This is a genomic window from Colwellia sp. MB02u-9 (genome assembly GCF_014077085.1).
Classification (GTDB): Bacteria; Pseudomonadota; Gammaproteobacteria; order Enterobacterales; family Alteromonadaceae; genus Cognaticolwellia.
This window is the reverse complement of record NZ_JACGVF010000095.1, coordinates 46,274-62,105: the sequence shown is the minus strand read 5'-3', so window position 1 is coordinate 62,105 and position 15,832 is coordinate 46,274. Positions and strand designations below refer to the sequence as shown.

Sequence of the window (15,832 nt, the reverse complement as noted above, 5' to 3'; positions counted from 1 at the left end):
TCATGCAAGGCATCCAAGACCCTAAATTAATTAAGCACTTTTCCTATATCAATGGTAGTTGGCACAGCAGCGAAACTGAGTTTGACGTCACTAATCCTGCTACGGGTGATGTTATTGCCAAGGTCAGTAATGCGGGCATTGCTGAAACCGAACTCGCGGTCAAATCAGCAAAAGCAGCATTAGCTATGTGGTCAGAAAAATCAGCGAATGAACGTGCTCACTTATTGCGAAACTGGTTTAATTTAATGATGCAACACCAAGATGATTTAGGGCGAATTTTAACCCTTGAGCAAGGAAAACCCCTTGCTGAAGCGAAAGGCGAAATTGCATATGGCGCGGCATTTATTGAATGGTTTGCTGAAGAAGGTAAGCGAGTTTACGGAGACACCATTCCTGGGCCATCAGCAGATAAGCGCATTATTGTTATTAAGCAGCCCGTTGGCGTTGTTGCTTCTATTACCCCTTGGAACTTTCCGAATGCGATGATTGCTCGAAAGGCAGCGGCAGCACTTGCTGCAGGTTGTACTTTTGTTGTGCGTCCGGCCGCCCAAACACCATTGTCAGCCTTAGCTATGGCTGAGCTCGCTGAGCGTGCTGGTATTCCAGCGGGAGTATTTAATGTGGTTACCGGTGATGATGCACACGGTATGGGTGAGGTATTAACCCAACATCCAGATGTCGCTAAGTTCACGTTTACAGGCTCTACGGCTGTGGGGAAATTATTAATAGCGCAGTGTGCCAGTACAGTGAAAAAAGTGTCGATGGAGTTAGGGGGCAATGCGCCTTTTATTGTTTTTGATGATGCTGATATCGATGCCGCCGTACAAGGCGCTGTCGCCTCTAAATATCGTAATGCAGGGCAAACGTGTGTTTGTACCAATCGCATTTTTGTTCAGCAAGGGGTAATTAAAGAATTTACTGAAAAATTGACGGCTAGTGTTGCTGCGCTCAATATTGGTAATGGCTTAACTGATGGCATAAATATTGGGCCTATGATCTCAAAGTCTGCCGCAGATGGTGTCAATAAACTGGTGACAGAGTCGGTTGCTGCAGGAGCGAAAATAATCTTAGGTGGCAATATTGATCAAGCAGGTGAGAACTTTTACCAGCCAACCATAATGACCAATGTGACCAATGATATGCCAATCGCAGCAAATGAAATATTTGGTCCAGTATCTCCCATTATTTGCTTTACCTATGAAGCCGAGGTAATCGCGATGGCAAATGATAGTCCTTATGGCTTGGCATCTTACTTTTATGCTCGTGATATTGGCCGTATTTGGCGAGTCGCAGAAGGGCTTGAATATGGCATGGTAGGAATTAATGAAGGCATTATTTCAAATGCCGCGGCGCCTTTTGGCGGAATGAAACAGTCAGGAAATGGTCGTGAAGGGTCGAAATACGGTTTAGATGACTACTTAGAAATTAAATATCTCTGCATGGGGGGATTAGATAAGTAATAGCTAACCACGTTATTTGCGCTTTAAATCGACTTAATTGTCAGGAGTGCAGTAAAAAAATCATTATTTATTAATGCAAAAGAAAAATAAATTAGGCGTAACATTATGAACAATGCAGAATTACAAGCAAGAAAAGTAAAAGCCATCGCCCGTGGTCAAGGTAACACGTATCCAGTTTATGTAGAGCATGCGCTAAACTCAGAAATATGGGATGTGGAAGGTAAAAGATACATTGATTTTGGTACAGGTATTGCTGTGTGTAATACCGGCCATAGTCATCCTAAGGTAGTAGCGGCAGTGAAAGCGCAGCTTGATAAATTTAGCCATACTTGTGTCATGGTCAACCCTTATGAAGTGGCGGTTGAGCTGGCAGAAAAATTAATAGCGATTGCGCCGGGGAATTCAGAAAAAAAAGCAATTTTTGTTTCAACAGGCGCTGAAGCCGTTGAGAATTGTGTGAAAATAGCGCGTGCTCATACCGGGCGTCGTGGTGTTATTGCCTTTAATGGTGGCTTTCATGGCAGAACAAACTTAACCATGGCCTTAACAGGGAAAATCACCCCCTATAAAAACTTATTTGGCCCTTTCCCTGGCGATATTTTTCATGCGCCGTTCCCCATTAATTGTCATGGCATTAGTGTAGAAGAATCCCTCAAGACATTGAAAAATTTATTTAAAGTAGATATTGCCCCTACAGATGTAGCCGCGATAATTGTTGAACCTATTCAGGGAGAAGGAGGCTTCTATCAGGCGCCTGCAGAATTTTTACAAGCGTTACGTAAAATGTGCGATGAGCATGGAATTGTTTTAATTGCCGATGAAATTCAAACAGGTTTTGGTCGTACCGGTAAAATGTTCAACTTTGAATATTCAGAGGTTGAAGCTGACTTAATGACCATGGCTAAAGGCATTGCCGGTGGCTTTCCTATTGCAGCAGTAGTGGGTAAAAGTCATATTATGGATGCGCCATTACCTGGTGGTTTAGGTGGCACCTATGGGGGTTCTCCTGTTGCATGTGCTGCGGCGTTAGCAGTGCTTGAGGTGATTGAAGAGGAAAATCTGATCGAGCGTTCAAATCAAATAGGATCAATATTTAACGAACGCTTAAGCCTGTTAAAAAAGCAGTATCCACTGCTTATTTTAGAGGTGAGGAATCAAGGGGCAATGATTGCTATGGAACTTATGATTGATGGTGATGCTGAGCAACCTAATACACAATTAACGCAAGCAATAATTGCTAACGCGGCCAAATACGGTTTAGTGTTATTAGCCTGTGGATTTTACGGCAATGTTATTCGTTTTTTACCTGCCTTAACCATCAGTGATGAATTGGCAACAGAAGGATTAAATGACTTTACGCGCTTGTTTACTGAGCTAGTTTAGTGAACTGGTTTTCTGAGTGCGTTTAGCGAATTATTGAGTTGGAATTTATCGCACATTGCAAAAAAAATGCTTGTGGTTCAAAATGCTAGCTAATAACACGCTTTCAAACGGATTGTGATCTTCCCCCGCTTTAACGGACACCAAAATCTAACTAAAGATGAGGTGTTCTATGCCCCAGTACAATAATCTAAGATGAACTTGGCAGTATTCAAATGAGTTCAAAATTAACGCGGCTCAACTCAGTTTTACTGTTGGCGTTACCATAAAATCCGTTGCTGAAAAACTCGACATACACCCATTTATGTTGTCACAATGGAGAAAAGAGTATCGTGAAGAGATCATTGTGGTGGATAAATATAAAAAGTAGTGGGTCAAAAAAAACCAAAAAAGTGGCAACAGTTTCTTGCAGAGGAACATCAAGCCGATATAGATTCATCGAAAAAATCAGAACGACATAAAAGTTGTAAAGTTACTGGCTTTTTTTGATGTATTTAAAAGTGGCGATTACGATTGGTGTGAACGTCAACTGTGTTCCTGTGCGATAGGAGATATGGAGCTTAAATCAAAAATCTAACACATATTCACAGAAATAAAAGACGCTATGGTAGTCCTCACATATTTAAGACCTTACAAAAGCAAGGATACAACATCGGTAAGAAACGTGTTGAACGGTTGTATCGTGCGCTTGGGCTGATTGCTAGATTGATGTGACTTCTGTGCCGCGTATTTGTTGCTACCATTTGCTTAACGCCACATCGACCAATGATTTCATCAACAGGCTAAATTCAGGTTTACTCAGCTGATTGTGAAACGGTTTATATTGAACATCAGTTTCCGTCAACGTCACAAAATATCGGTGTAAATCTGTCACGGTGCTTACCGATTTATCACCTAGTGCCGTTATTAACGACATGACTAATTCGAAGGGTTTTATTATGCGTTTACGGCTACAAAAACGGCTTGTTTTACCTATTTCGTTAATATTAAAATCGTTAAGCACTTTCGTTATTTTGTTTAACTCAGTATTATGTTTATTCATGCTCTGCTTTTGGGATAGATAGTGGTTTGGCGATTACTATCAGATCAAATTCAGAGCATGAATTCAATTGTTTTATTCCTTAAGATCCAACCTATGAATAGCTATTAGTTAACGTCAACACTGCGCACAAAGTTAGCATTAATAATTTTATTATGAACGACCGCTGTGGTGGCTTAGTTATCACTCAGACTTAACGAAGGATTGGCAAAAAATTATCAGCAAGGTACAGATGTTCTTATCTGTATCAAACGTCTGCTATCAGCTCTAGATCAAAACATACAAAACTTTTCAGTATAAATTCTAAAATGCTAAGGTTGGCTTTGTGGCAAAAGTGAGCGTTAGGTGATTATACCTTCCCAATGTCGACCATCTATTCCCTAGCAACTTATTCTATCGGATTCACTAATTGCTTTAGGCACTAACGTTAATCGTCCGTTGTATTGATGCTAGACTAACACTGACATCTTTTTCAATCTCTCGAGATGTTAAGCCCTCACCATGTAACTTCATTATCTGTAAATGAATAACCTCGGTAATAACATTAGGAAGGCCAAAAGCAGCGGCATAACCATTTTTACGTTCTTTCTTTTTAGCGATGAAAGGTTTATTTATTGGTAGTATTGCTTTTCTTTTCTTATGGTCTACTGGAGTCGTTGGTATAATTTCTTCGACTATTGGTGCTGTTTTCTTATGTTCAATCAATAGCGGTATCGCTTTACTCAGTGCTTTTTCTACAGCACGAGTAATTATACCTTCGAGTTCATCAGGTGTTAAATTAATAGAGTTTTTTTTTGATGATTTCGCTGCGACACCTTGTGACTTTTTAGCTATTATTTTCTGCGACACCTTAGATAACGGACCGAAAACACGTATTAATTCAGTAGTGTCAATTTGTGGTTTACCTAATGTATCTCTTGCCATTGTTAGCTTGCCGTCAGCTATGTATCGCTGAATTGTTCTTCGTGACTTATTTACTAGTAATGCGCTATCAGTAATATTTTGAATAGCCATACAACACCTTTTTATTGTTATTACACTGCGACATATTAGAGGGTTTTATGAGAGGATAGTCAATAATGAACAAAATAAAATTAATACTATTTTTTGGATTCGTGCTACGAATCAATCACACTATATTACTTTAAAATACTATTTATACTTCTAGATACCCAACACCCGTTTTCGTCAACAATTATAGTTTTAAAGTAGCAAACTGAAGCGTAATTGGGAGGCACTGATTATAGATATTTCACATCAATTGAATTAGATGAAAGCTAGCGATGGAACGCCTTGAAAAAGCAGAAATATTATTGGTAGCTATAGAAAAATAAAACCACAAATACGAACGGTATAAACTTTTAATTCAGTGGTTTAAGGGACACGTCAAAAAGATGTGATAGGCATGTTTTACATGTTCGATAGCCCCCTGTGTCACCCATTAGAAAACTCTTGTCAAGGGCAAAGCAATATTCCTTGATCTTTTAATCAATTATTTTAGCCCGTAGGCTTTATCAATTTGTTTGCTGTTATGCACCTAAAAATCTCTTAGTGTAGTGTCAATTAATATGCACCAGTCACCCATATGAATTAAGGCCTTTGTCGTTAGTTATTAAATAGATAACGACAGCCCTTGGCAGTTTTTGCCTCAGAAATCATTTAGTGCCGTACTTTGTCCATGCCGTTAATGATGTTAGCTTGTTAGCTAATCACTTTGACAGAATACTGGTTTACACCTTCGGCGTATCCAGACATTAAGGGCTCAAAGCACAGGCATATCAACCTCGAACAAAAAGTTTTAAAAGGGTCAAGAGGATGTTTAATCAGAATTATGGTTGTACCAACACAGGATAAAAACTCAACCTCTTGATTTGAAGCTAAAGATTATGTCATCATTTTGAATATCCAAATGCTTTATTAACATCAAACTCAACTTGATCTCTCATTACGTAATAGCAGGCTCTCGCTAATTTATGAGCAACTGTCTTTCTTGCAATGACGATAGATTTTTTAGCCAGTTTACGTTGATAGTATCGCTTAACAGTATCGTTAAAACGGATCGCAAAATGAGCAGCCTCTATAAAAGCCCAAGCTAAATATTTATTGCCATTTTTTGTATTTGTTTTACTTTTCTTTTTACCGTTACTGTATCTGCCGATAGCGGAATGGAAAAATTCCAGTTAGAAATTAAAACTCGTCTAACTAGCCTTGAATATATTAGACATTAAAATACTTTATAAAACTTCTTAGTATTGTTTCGGAATATTTTACTTAACCCTTATGATAGGTTTTTATTTATGAAAATCTATCATATTAAGGTTTACTTATGAGCGGAAAATATTCATCAAAACAATTTATGAAAGTAGTTTCAAATGTATTTTTAAATAAATATTTTGAACACGAAAATATTGATTTAGATGTAGACTCTGATCCTCTTCGCGAGCATGACACCGACCTTTTAATTAACGCTATTCTATTGTTAAAAGATATAGCTCGTAGCAATATTGAATCAGACTTTCAGCAAATTCATTCTTTAGCCACGAGAGCGGGAATTAAAGCTTTAACCGCTGTGGCGAAAAAGCATGACAATATTGATTTTAATGAAAAAATACGATCAATCAATGGAATACATAACCAAGCAATGTGGGCTTTTATAAATAATCGTGAATATTGGCAAGATGCATCCATATTATTTGAAGCAAGTAGTATTCAATCATCCACATCCCCAAAGGATGAGCCATTAACTATTATTATTAAATTAACTCAATTACCTGGTGATGAGTTGATGTATTTCGATTTAGACCTGATAAAAAGTAAATCTGAAGGGAAAAGCTCTGTTCCTAATACGTGTAAGGTTGAACAGCGAAAAGAGAACACATTAAAAACATATAGAGCCATTCAGAAAGCCGCTATTAACCTTAAAAAACAACACCCGAGTAAATCCAAATCATGGATTGCACAAAGCATAGCTAAGATGCCAGTAGCACAAGGGAAAAGTTCAGAAACAATTAGAAAAAACATTAATATTTAAATAATGTTGGGCGGAACCTTTCCGCCCAACATATCAATGTAGCTACTTGATCTATAACACATTTTAATCCCTCGCATAAAAACACACTAACACATCAAATACAAAAACTCTTAATAATCAGTTATTTACAGAATTGTTGGTGTTGTTTTTTAGGTTTTTATCGCCCAAATCGCCCATCTAACCTTGTCTCTTTCCCATAAACGATTAAGAGAATTTAACATGGCTTATAAAGTAAATCGCCTACCAGCGGTTAAAGATAAAACAGGTTTATCAAGAAGTAGTATTTATTTACGCATGAGTAAAGGGGAATTTCCCCAAAGCATATCTTTAGGTGATAGAGCAGTTGGTTGGCTTGAAGCCGATATAGAGAAATGGCTGGAAGATAAAATAGCGGCAAGTAGAAAGGCAGGGGGCAACCATGAATAAAGATAAGTTGTTTTTACTTGAAATTTTATTATATATACGATGCGTGCAGTTATCACTTTATATTTCATTTCTTATCCTTTGGGGGATTTATGGCTAAGCGATATAACCCCAATAAGTGCAAAATCAACCGAAATTACTCTATTAGCGAAATAGCTTTATTGTATGACGTGCATAAAAATACGGTTAAAACTTGGCTAAGAAGAGGGCTTAAACGAATTGATAATCAACGACCATACATAATTTTAGGTCGCGACTTAAAACAGTTCATTAAAGATCTTAGAGGCATTAATAAGCGCCCTTGTGAGTTAGGTGAAATTTATTGTATGAGGTGCAGAACACCAAGAAAACCAGAGCAAGGAACAACAACTTTTGATACCGAAACAACAAGGTATGGACGCATAAAAGCAAGTTGTAATGTGTGTAATTCAGCAATGAATAGATACTTTAGATTATCTGATTTAGAAGTATTACAGCGACATTTTGCGGTGATCTTACCGTTGCAACAAAAACGAATAGGTTAGTTGTTTAATAGCCCCGTAAACAGTTCTTTAAATAGTTAAGGTATCAGCATGACAAATCACAATATAAATAATGAAAGAATTAAGCGTAAATATTTTACTTTTATGAAAGAGGCAAAGCGGCATAGTGAGGCATCAATAGACTGTATTGCTAAAGCTATAAGTCGCTTTGAAACATACAATAAATTTAAACCTTTTAACGATTTTCACTTTAATCAAGCGGTCGGTTTTAAAAATAAATTACTTACTCAAAAGAGTCTTAAAACAGGTGAGAATTTGAGTAAGTCGACAATTAATGGAACATGTAACCACTTAAAAGTTTTCTTTCAATGGCTGGCGCAACAATCAGGATACAAATCTCGGTTTAATTATACCGATGCTGACTATTTTAATTTGTCAGAAAAAGACACTCGCATTGCAGGTGCGAAACGTAAAAAACCAGTAGCAACTTTAGAACAAATAACTCATGTGCTAAATGGCATGGCTAGCAATACCGATATTGAGAAACGGAATAGGGCATTAATGGCATTTACTTTATTAACAGGGGCAAGAGATAGCGCTATAGCATCATTGAGAATTAAGCATGTCGACTTAACTACTGGCTCAGTATTTCAAGATGCTAGGGAGGTAAAAACCAAGTTTAGCAAAACCTTTACCACTTACTTTTTTCCTGTTGGTGAATTGCCAATACAAATATTAACTGAGTGGATGGAGCATTTAAAAACAGAATTACTATTTAGCCATGACGATCCGCTATTTCCCAAAACGAAAGTAGCTAACACTAAAGATAAAAAGTTTAGTGCCTGTGGCGTATTAAAAGAGCACTGGGCTACAGCGAATCCAATACGTGAAGTATTTAAGCGTGCGTTTGAAAAAGCAGGTATACAATACTTTAACCCCCATAGTTTTAGAGATACCTTAGTTAGGATAGGTGAGCAATTATGCCAAAGCCCTGAAGAGTTTAAAGCTTGGAGTCAAAACCTAGGGCATGCTGGCGTATTAACAACCCTGTATAGCTATGGTGATGTGCCTGATTATCGTCAAGCTGAGTTGATTAAAAAACTTAATCAACCTCGCAAAGATCAGGGGACAGATATTGAAGCGCTTATTGAAGCTAAAATTATGAAAATGATGGGTAAATAATACTGTTCTAGAATAATCATTATCGAACGTACATTTTAAGCATAGTCAAAATGTACGTTCATACTTAATTGCTATTGTGTTCATTTTAAGTTGATTTATATTAAGTGTACGTATATTGTTGTGACATCTAAGACTTAAAGTGAACACTTTTTAAGGAATACATATGAGTGGTAAACAAATCGGGTATATTCGTGTTTCGACAATTGAACAAAACACCGAACGACAATTAAATGAAATCCCACTAGATGAAACGTTCACCGATAAGTGTAGCGGTAAAGATACAAACCGACCTGCTCTGAAGGAACTTATAAAATTTGTAAGAAAGGACGATACTGTCCATGTGCATGACATAAGTCGAATGGCTCGTAATACCGAAAATCTTCTTACACTTGTTAAAGAGTTAACTGATAAAGGCGTAAAGCTTATATTTCACAAAGAATCACTAACGTTCACTGGTGAAGATAACCCAATGCAGCAACTAATGCTGACAATGTTAGGTGGTATCTATCAGTTTGAGCGTTCTATGATGCTTGAACGTCAACGTGAAGGTATAGCGATAGCCAAGCTGAAAGGGAAATATAAAGGTAAACCTGTCAATATTGAATTAAATGAAAATATCTGCGCACTTGCAAAATTAGGCACTAATAAATCTCAAATAGCTAAACAGCTCAACTGTTCTCGCACAACAGTTTATAAGGCTATTTCTAACTAGTACGTAATAGTCTAAAGGCTAGGAAATGAGCTGTTCGGAAGCCACACTCAAACCTCCGTTTATTGTTGAAATAATAAAAGCTATGAAGGTTGTCACATAGCGGAAACTTAATTTATTAAAAATATTTGTAAGAACAAATACACTGCAATAATTTTAAAAACCTTGCCTTTTTTATATTCAGCTTCGCTATTATTAGTCTCTTGCCATCTTTTAATAAAAATTAAATCAACTCTTTTCATAGAAAAACTATCGATATAAATGTATACTATTCAATTAGTTAATTTATAAGGAAGTTTAAGTGGAAGTGGAAAATACAAACAAAAAAAATATTGAAACAACAGATTCTTGGTCATGGGGAGAAATCTTTCCACTTTTGATTAAACCAAGGCCAGAAGGTACACCGCCAGCGGGTGAAAAAGAAAAGAAAGCGATCGCGGTAAGTCGAGGGGTAATTCTTTCAGGTTTTATGCTGTGGATGGCTTCAACTTGGCTTCCGTCTGGTTTGCCGTCTTGTGGGTCGGAAGAAAGCTCTAATTTAGTTGAGGAAATAGTTAACGGCTTGCCAATAGTACAAAGGGCTGGTGCGAAATTTGTTGACCTTAAGGCGATTGATGAATTGGGCTTTAATGATAAATCTGAAATTAGATCTTGTTCTGCTACGCTAATCACTACCGCAGGTGAAAATAAGCTCCAATACTCTGTGGAGTGGAAAAACAAAGATGAAAGCAAATATTATATAAATGTAAGGATTTTGTAGTATATTCCATTGGGTTAGGATAAGGAGCCGAAAATTCTGGCTCTTTTAAATGGCCTTTATTTAACCTTAGATTTACTTCCATACCCTACATAAATAAAACCCAACTTCCGATTATTACTTATTCTGCCACCGATAATTACTTGTGCATATTTACATCAATAAATTAGACTTAATTTATCTTTAAAACGTTTGGTGATTGTTATATATGGCGCTTTATCAAATCACAAAGCCAACAATCATCGTATACTTCTTGTTTGAAGTTATCATGGGTGGCATTGTAAATTACAGCAATGAAAATACCTTGCGTTAGTTGCGGAAGTAAAAACACTAAAGTTGCTAAAAAGAAAGATGTATATACGCTTCATTGTTGTGATTGTGAGCAAAATATCGCATTTATTAAATGATGATTAAATTTATGTGTGATGCTTATTTTATTTTCCTATAACTCAACCTTACTTGAAAATACCATTGCTAAAGGTACTGGTTGTAGTTTAAGGTTTTAAATTAATTGATGTTTTAAAAGGGGTTTTTACTTGATTGACAAGGCTAAGTTGGGTTTTTGGGAATTATTTACTTATTTTTTGATTGGTTTATTGATTTCTGTATTCGTTACAGTGTATGCGATTCAATTTGATTATGTTTCATGGGCTAAGTTGGTAAAGTTGATTAAAGACAGTGGTGCTGTAGGTGTTGTTTTTCTTCCTATATTGTTTTTGGTGTTAGGGCTTATATTTGAGCCTTTTAGTAATTATTCCCTTACTTTAATTGAAAAAATACCTTTTTTAAAGCGAAGAGAATCTAGAGGTATCACAGCTCTTGAGCCTTTCCTTACTAAGTATATTTCTGACAAATTATTAAATATACAAAGGTTTAGATACTGTAAAGCTGTAGTAGAGCAAAACTTTCCTAATTCTAATGTGTCTGTGTTTTTAGCTAGGTTTGGATTTTATCGTAGCTTAGGAGTCCTAATGTTGGTTCTTTTCCCTATTACGCTCACTCTGATAGATATTACGCTTTGTTCAGCTTTAACATCATCAATTTATCTATTATTGAGCCTTATATTTATTAAAAGGGCTCAATCATTTAAAGGTCACATGGAGTATGAAGTTTTCTTTAATTTTATTGCCTATAGAGAAAATTTAATTTTTAAGGGTGAAAGCTCTAAAAGTTAATCATATCTAACAAGGAGAAGTTGTAGTGCTAAACCAGAGTATTAATGAAAAAAATTTAAAATTATTAAAAGGTAGGACTTTTCAAAAATTTCTAAAGGGTAATGATAGTGAATCTGCTTTTACTAAAGTATTAGATGATTTGAATAATAAGCTTTCCGATAGTGCTTATGCTTTTGATGATTTTGTCCCTAAAATGGTTAACGGCAAGCCTGGATATGATTGCGCAAATCCAGAGGATGAACTAGTTCTAAAAAAACTGAATGATAATATTAAGCGGTTATTTAAAGTTAAAACTTCAGATCGGCATGCAATAGTTAAGCAAACAATCTCCTTGCTTCAAGACTCACAACCAATTTCAATAATTAGACTGGATATTAAACATTTTTATGAAAATATTGATCGGAATAAAATAATATCTTTCGTAAATAATGAGTGGCTTCTTTCCCATCAAAATAGAATGATTCTTAAATCGTTTAATGAATCAAGTCAAATCACTTCAACACCAGGCTTACCTCGTGGTTTATCTATAAGCTCAACTCTTTCGGAACTAGGTTTGAGGAAGTTTGATTCTAAGGTCAGGAAAATAAAAGACGTTTATTTTTATGGTCGATTTGTAGATGATATGGTTATATTTTGCACTAAAAACCCAGGTGAAATTATCGATGAAATATCGGACTTATTAACAGATCTCGATTTAAACCTTGAGTTCAATGACAAGACTTTTATTTTCAACGCTGAAGCCGATAATAAAAAGACGGAGTTTATTGATTACTTAGGGTATAAAATTAAATTTGAGACATCACCCGAGCAAACTAAACCAAGAGAACTCACCGTTCAGATTAGTGATAAAAAAATTCATAAAATCAAGGATAGGCTTCATAAGTCATTTCGCTCTTACCTTAGGACTAGAACATTTGATTTATTGTTAGCTAGACTGAAGTTTTTAACTGGAAATCAATATATTATCGGAGATATAGATAGGACCAAGTTAAAGTCTGGTATTTATTACAACTACCCTTTGTTGACAACAAACTTTCAGCTTAAGCAGTTAGATACATTCTATCAAAAATTAATTATCAGTAAGGCACCTCATATAGAAAAATCAATGTCGATGATTAAAAAACACAATTCCACTGGCGGTGTTAAAAAGAACTCAAGGCTTCAGCAAATTCAAAGAATGTCTTTTTCGTTCGGATTTGAGCAAAAGATAATGAACTCTTTTGATAGAAAAATTAGTCGAAAAATAAAGGGATGTTGGTAAATGGCTAAAATAAAAATAGATAAACATGATTATTTAAGGGTGATGCTTACAGAAACCTTACCTTACGAGGTTCCTATCACGTTCCTTAACGAGGGCTTTTACTTTTATTTGAAGGAGCTTGATAAAAATAAGAGGAGTGGCTGTAAATCAGTTCAACCGATAAACCAATTTGTATCGTCTTTCTTTAACTACGACGATTATACAAAACCTTATAATTATCGAATAAACAAGAATTCCACTAGTAAACGATTGTTGTCGGTGCCACACCCTACAATCCAGCGCAAGATGACTGATTTTTATAAAGAATATGATTCATTGATAACGGAGTTGTGCAGTAAGAGTCCAATATCCTTAAGGGCACCTTTCAGGGTTGCTGGTCGTTTTTATGAAAAAGAATTGGTTAATTACGATGATAAGGGCAACGTCGGTCGTGTTGAGGAAATAGAAACGGAGACGGATGCTTTCGAAAAAACATCTGTTTATGCTAGCTCTTATTTTACATATCGAAAATACAATTTTTTATACAAATATTATGATTCATACGAATCGCATAGAATAGAGAAGAAATTTGAACACTTAACCCGATTCGATATTTCAAAGTGTTTTCATAATATATATATCCCCACATTATCTTGGGCAGTAAAAACAAAAGCATTTTCAAAAAAGCATAAAGGTGCATATTCGTTTGAAGGTAAATTTCAGAAGATCATGCAAAATGCAAATGATTTGGAGTCAAGTGGAATCATCGTCGGGCCTGAGTTTTCTAGAATATTTGCAGAAATAATTTTACAAGACATCGATTTAAATATAATTAACAGAATAAAAAATGAGCTGGATTTACACTTCGGTAGTGATTATACAATTCGTAGATATGTTGATGATTATTTTTTATATACACCTAACACAACTATACCCAACAAGGTATTAGTGCTGGTTAAAGATGAGCTTGAAAAATACAAACTGTACATTAATGAATCAAAAACAGAGTTCTTAAGTGTGCCCTTTATTACTGGGCTAACCATTGCAAAAATGGATTGTAGCTTGTTAGTTAGGGAGTTATTCAAGGGTTTTAATAAAGAGTCCGATGAGCTTGGCTCAGAAGAATTGCATATTAAACTGAATAACCCAGGTAGAGAGTCAAACCGGTTTATTAAAAACTTAAAGAGAGTGGTTAAGGATAATGATGTTAGTTATGAGAGCCTTTCGGGGTATACATTAGCTGAGATTCGTCGTCGATTATTCAAGCTTTTAGAGGATGAACGAGTAGTAAAATCAATTTTTGAGGGGGACTCTACAACAATTCAAAAAGTAATGCTTTTGGTGATTGAAATATCTTTCTTTGTTTACAGTATGGATATTAGAGTTCGAACTACTTATATAATTACTCAGTTAATAGTTCGCTTAAACGATATTACAAAAAATAAAACGGCAGAGTTTAAAGATGAAATAAGAAAGAAAATTTATGATGAATCGAACCTGTTACTTTCAAAGATGTTAATGAAAGATAAAGCAAATAGTATTGAAACACTTAACTTACTTATTGGTATAAGAACGAATATTGACGATTACCCTATTAATAATGCCAAACTTTTAGATTTATTTAATCTAGAGAAAACTAGTGATGATGCAATTAAGTTTATCAAAAGTCACAATGAAATTGGTTACTTTCAGGCAATGGTTTTGTCTGGTTTTATAAGAAAATCTCAGCCTATTGTTACGAAGTTTTTAGAAGACTATATTTTTAATATCCTGAATTCCGCAGAAGATGTTCAGCATAATACTGAGTTAACTTGTATGTTCTTTGATTCAATTAGTTGCCCTTATTTCTCTCAGGAATTTAAAATTAAACTTATATCAATATTTTCATCAATTATTCCTGAAGAGCTTGAAGTTGAGAGTGTTCTTATCTTTTTAAGCACAAGAGAGTGGTTTTTTACCTGGAAAGATAATAACTTAGCCCAAGTGTTAATGAAAAAAGAATTGCGTAGCCCTTATTAAGTATTTACACTTAGAGTGTTGGGACGTTCTGTATTGTAAGTTGTTTTTTTAAAGCTTCTTTCACTGCTGCCAGGCGCAGCTCACACGCTAGGATATAGAATTACCAACAACTCATTTAATAAAAGAGAGCATTTATGCTCTCTTTTTGCATTATAAAAGATATGATTTGGCTTTACGAACAGCCATTCTAAGGGCATGTCTTGTGGGTTTTATATTGTAAAGCCAAGCTAACTCATTGAAAAAATAGTTCGTCATTATTGGTGTGGTACAGGTTATAAATAGGGAAATAAAGAATGAATACAGAAAGTACTCACAATAGTCAAAGCAATCCAACTCAAGAAGATAATAACGTAATTTCAAGGATAAAAAATCTAGACCTTATTTGGCTCTTGCAGCCCTACTAACTATTGGGATAGCTTTGTATCCATTATGCATAGACTATAAAAGCGGTAAGTGGGATGGAAAATTAGATGTTAAAATAGACGCCAACCTTAATGAACTTGACCCGACATATATATTTTATTCCCTGCCAGAAGATGCATTATTAAACGTCAACTAACTTGTACGATCAAACATTTAACAAGTAAGAATCATTATTTGTGCGTCCGGTTATTGAAATTAGTACACAAAGTAATCGTTAATCATATTTGGTCGCTATTGGTGGTTATGGTGTTGATATGTTCCTCTTGAAATACACGATTAAAGCTAGCTGATTGGCTCTTTTTTGAGTTGTAAGCTATTTCCCCTACCCTTGCTTGCTTTTCTAAATTGGACTGCTTAGAACCAACTATAGGCACTATTGATATTTTAAAATTGAAATTAAAAATATTTATGATTTATTTTTGGAGCGCGAGCGACACTTTATAGATAATAAGATAGTGTTTAGATAAATAGATAATACAGATAGCGTACATTATTTGAACAGCAACAAACCC

General features: G+C 35.4%; 13 protein-coding genes and 3 pseudogenes. 13 read left to right on the top strand and 3 right to left on the bottom strand.

Annotation, left to right across the window (positions count from 1 at the left end; all coding sequences use genetic code 11):
- Positions 1-2 precede the first annotated feature (2 nt).
- The 4 genes and pseudogenes from H4J65_RS11465 to H4J65_RS11455 form a co-directional block, all read left to right on the top strand.
- On the top strand, positions 3-1,460 hold the full coding sequence (locus H4J65_RS11465) for an NAD-dependent succinate-semialdehyde dehydrogenase (RefSeq protein WP_182198263.1): 1,458 nt from the start codon (positions 3-5) through the stop codon (positions 1,458-1,460).
- A 105-nt stretch (positions 1,461-1,565) separates the two neighbouring features.
- Positions 1,566-2,843 (top strand): 4-aminobutyrate--2-oxoglutarate transaminase, encoded by a 1,278-nt coding sequence (gene gabT, locus H4J65_RS11460; RefSeq protein ID WP_182198262.1) that lies wholly within the window; start codon positions 1,566-1,568, stop codon positions 2,841-2,843.
- Between the two features lie 223 nt (positions 2,844-3,066).
- Positions 3,067-3,214 (top strand): annotated as a pseudogene (locus tag H4J65_RS18300) (transposase); the annotation flags it as partial.
- Between the two features lie 12 nt (positions 3,215-3,226).
- Positions 3,227-3,551, top strand: a pseudogene (locus H4J65_RS11455) (IS3 family transposase); the annotation flags it as partial.
- 28 nt (positions 3,552-3,579) lie between these two features.
- On the opposite strand, the pseudogene H4J65_RS11450 reads toward H4J65_RS11455, so the two are convergent.
- The 3 genes and pseudogenes from H4J65_RS11450 to H4J65_RS11440 all read right to left on the bottom strand — a co-directional run.
- Positions 3,580-3,882, bottom strand: a pseudogene (locus H4J65_RS11450) (IS4 family transposase); the annotation flags it as partial.
- 411 nt (positions 3,883-4,293) lie between these two features.
- Complete coding sequence (locus H4J65_RS11445) at positions 4,294-4,893, bottom strand: hypothetical protein (protein WP_182198261.1); 600 nt, start codon at positions 4,891-4,893, stop codon at positions 4,294-4,296.
- An 878-nt stretch (positions 4,894-5,771) separates the two neighbouring features.
- Positions 5,772-6,038: a transposase gene (locus tag H4J65_RS11440; protein WP_310649936.1), complete on the bottom strand. Its 267-nt coding sequence runs from the start codon at positions 6,036-6,038 to the stop codon at positions 5,772-5,774.
- A gap of 167 nt (positions 6,039-6,205) precedes the next feature.
- Here H4J65_RS11440 and H4J65_RS11435 point away from each other — a divergent pair, with 167 nt between their 5' ends.
- The 9 genes from H4J65_RS11435 to drt3b all read left to right on the top strand — a co-directional run bounded on the left by H4J65_RS11435 (position 6,206) and on the right by drt3b (position 14,897).
- Positions 6,206-6,910, top strand: a complete 705-nt coding sequence (locus H4J65_RS11435) for a hypothetical protein (protein WP_182198260.1) — start codon at positions 6,206-6,208, stop codon at positions 6,908-6,910.
- Between the two features lie 219 nt (positions 6,911-7,129).
- Complete coding sequence (locus H4J65_RS11430) at positions 7,130-7,336, top strand: AlpA family transcriptional regulator (RefSeq protein WP_182198259.1); 207 nt, start codon at positions 7,130-7,132, stop codon at positions 7,334-7,336.
- A gap of 89 nt (positions 7,337-7,425) precedes the next feature.
- Positions 7,426-7,857, top strand: a complete 432-nt coding sequence (locus H4J65_RS11425; RefSeq protein ID WP_182198258.1) for a helix-turn-helix domain-containing protein — start codon at positions 7,426-7,428, stop codon at positions 7,855-7,857.
- A 48-nt stretch (positions 7,858-7,905) separates the two neighbouring features.
- Positions 7,906-8,997, top strand: a complete 1,092-nt coding sequence (locus H4J65_RS11420) for a site-specific integrase (protein ID WP_182198257.1) — start codon at positions 7,906-7,908, stop codon at positions 8,995-8,997.
- 163 nt (positions 8,998-9,160) lie between these two features.
- On the top strand, positions 9,161-9,709 hold the full coding sequence (locus tag H4J65_RS11415; protein WP_182198256.1) for a recombinase family protein: 549 nt from the start codon (positions 9,161-9,163) through the stop codon (positions 9,707-9,709).
- Between the two features lie 298 nt (positions 9,710-10,007).
- Entirely contained in the window at positions 10,008-10,466 is a 459-nt protein-coding gene (locus H4J65_RS11410) for a hypothetical protein (RefSeq protein WP_182198255.1), read from the top strand.
- Positions 10,467-10,999: 533 nt separating this feature from the next.
- The gene (locus H4J65_RS11405; protein WP_182198254.1) at positions 11,000-11,638 is read left to right on the top strand and encodes a hypothetical protein; all 639 of its coding nucleotides are present in this window, start codon (positions 11,000-11,002) and stop codon (positions 11,636-11,638) included.
- Between the two features lie 25 nt (positions 11,639-11,663).
- On the top strand, positions 11,664-12,899 hold the full coding sequence (gene drt3a, locus H4J65_RS11400; RefSeq protein WP_182198253.1) for an antiviral reverse transcriptase Drt3a: 1,236 nt from the start codon (positions 11,664-11,666) through the stop codon (positions 12,897-12,899).
- Positions 12,900-14,897 carry an antiviral reverse transcriptase Drt3b gene (gene drt3b, locus H4J65_RS11395; RefSeq protein WP_182198252.1) on the top strand — a complete coding sequence of 666 codons (1,998 nt, stop codon included), beginning with the start codon at positions 12,900-12,902 and terminating at the stop codon, positions 14,895-14,897. It abuts the gene before it with no gap.
- The last annotated feature ends 935 nt before the right edge of the window (positions 14,898-15,832 follow it).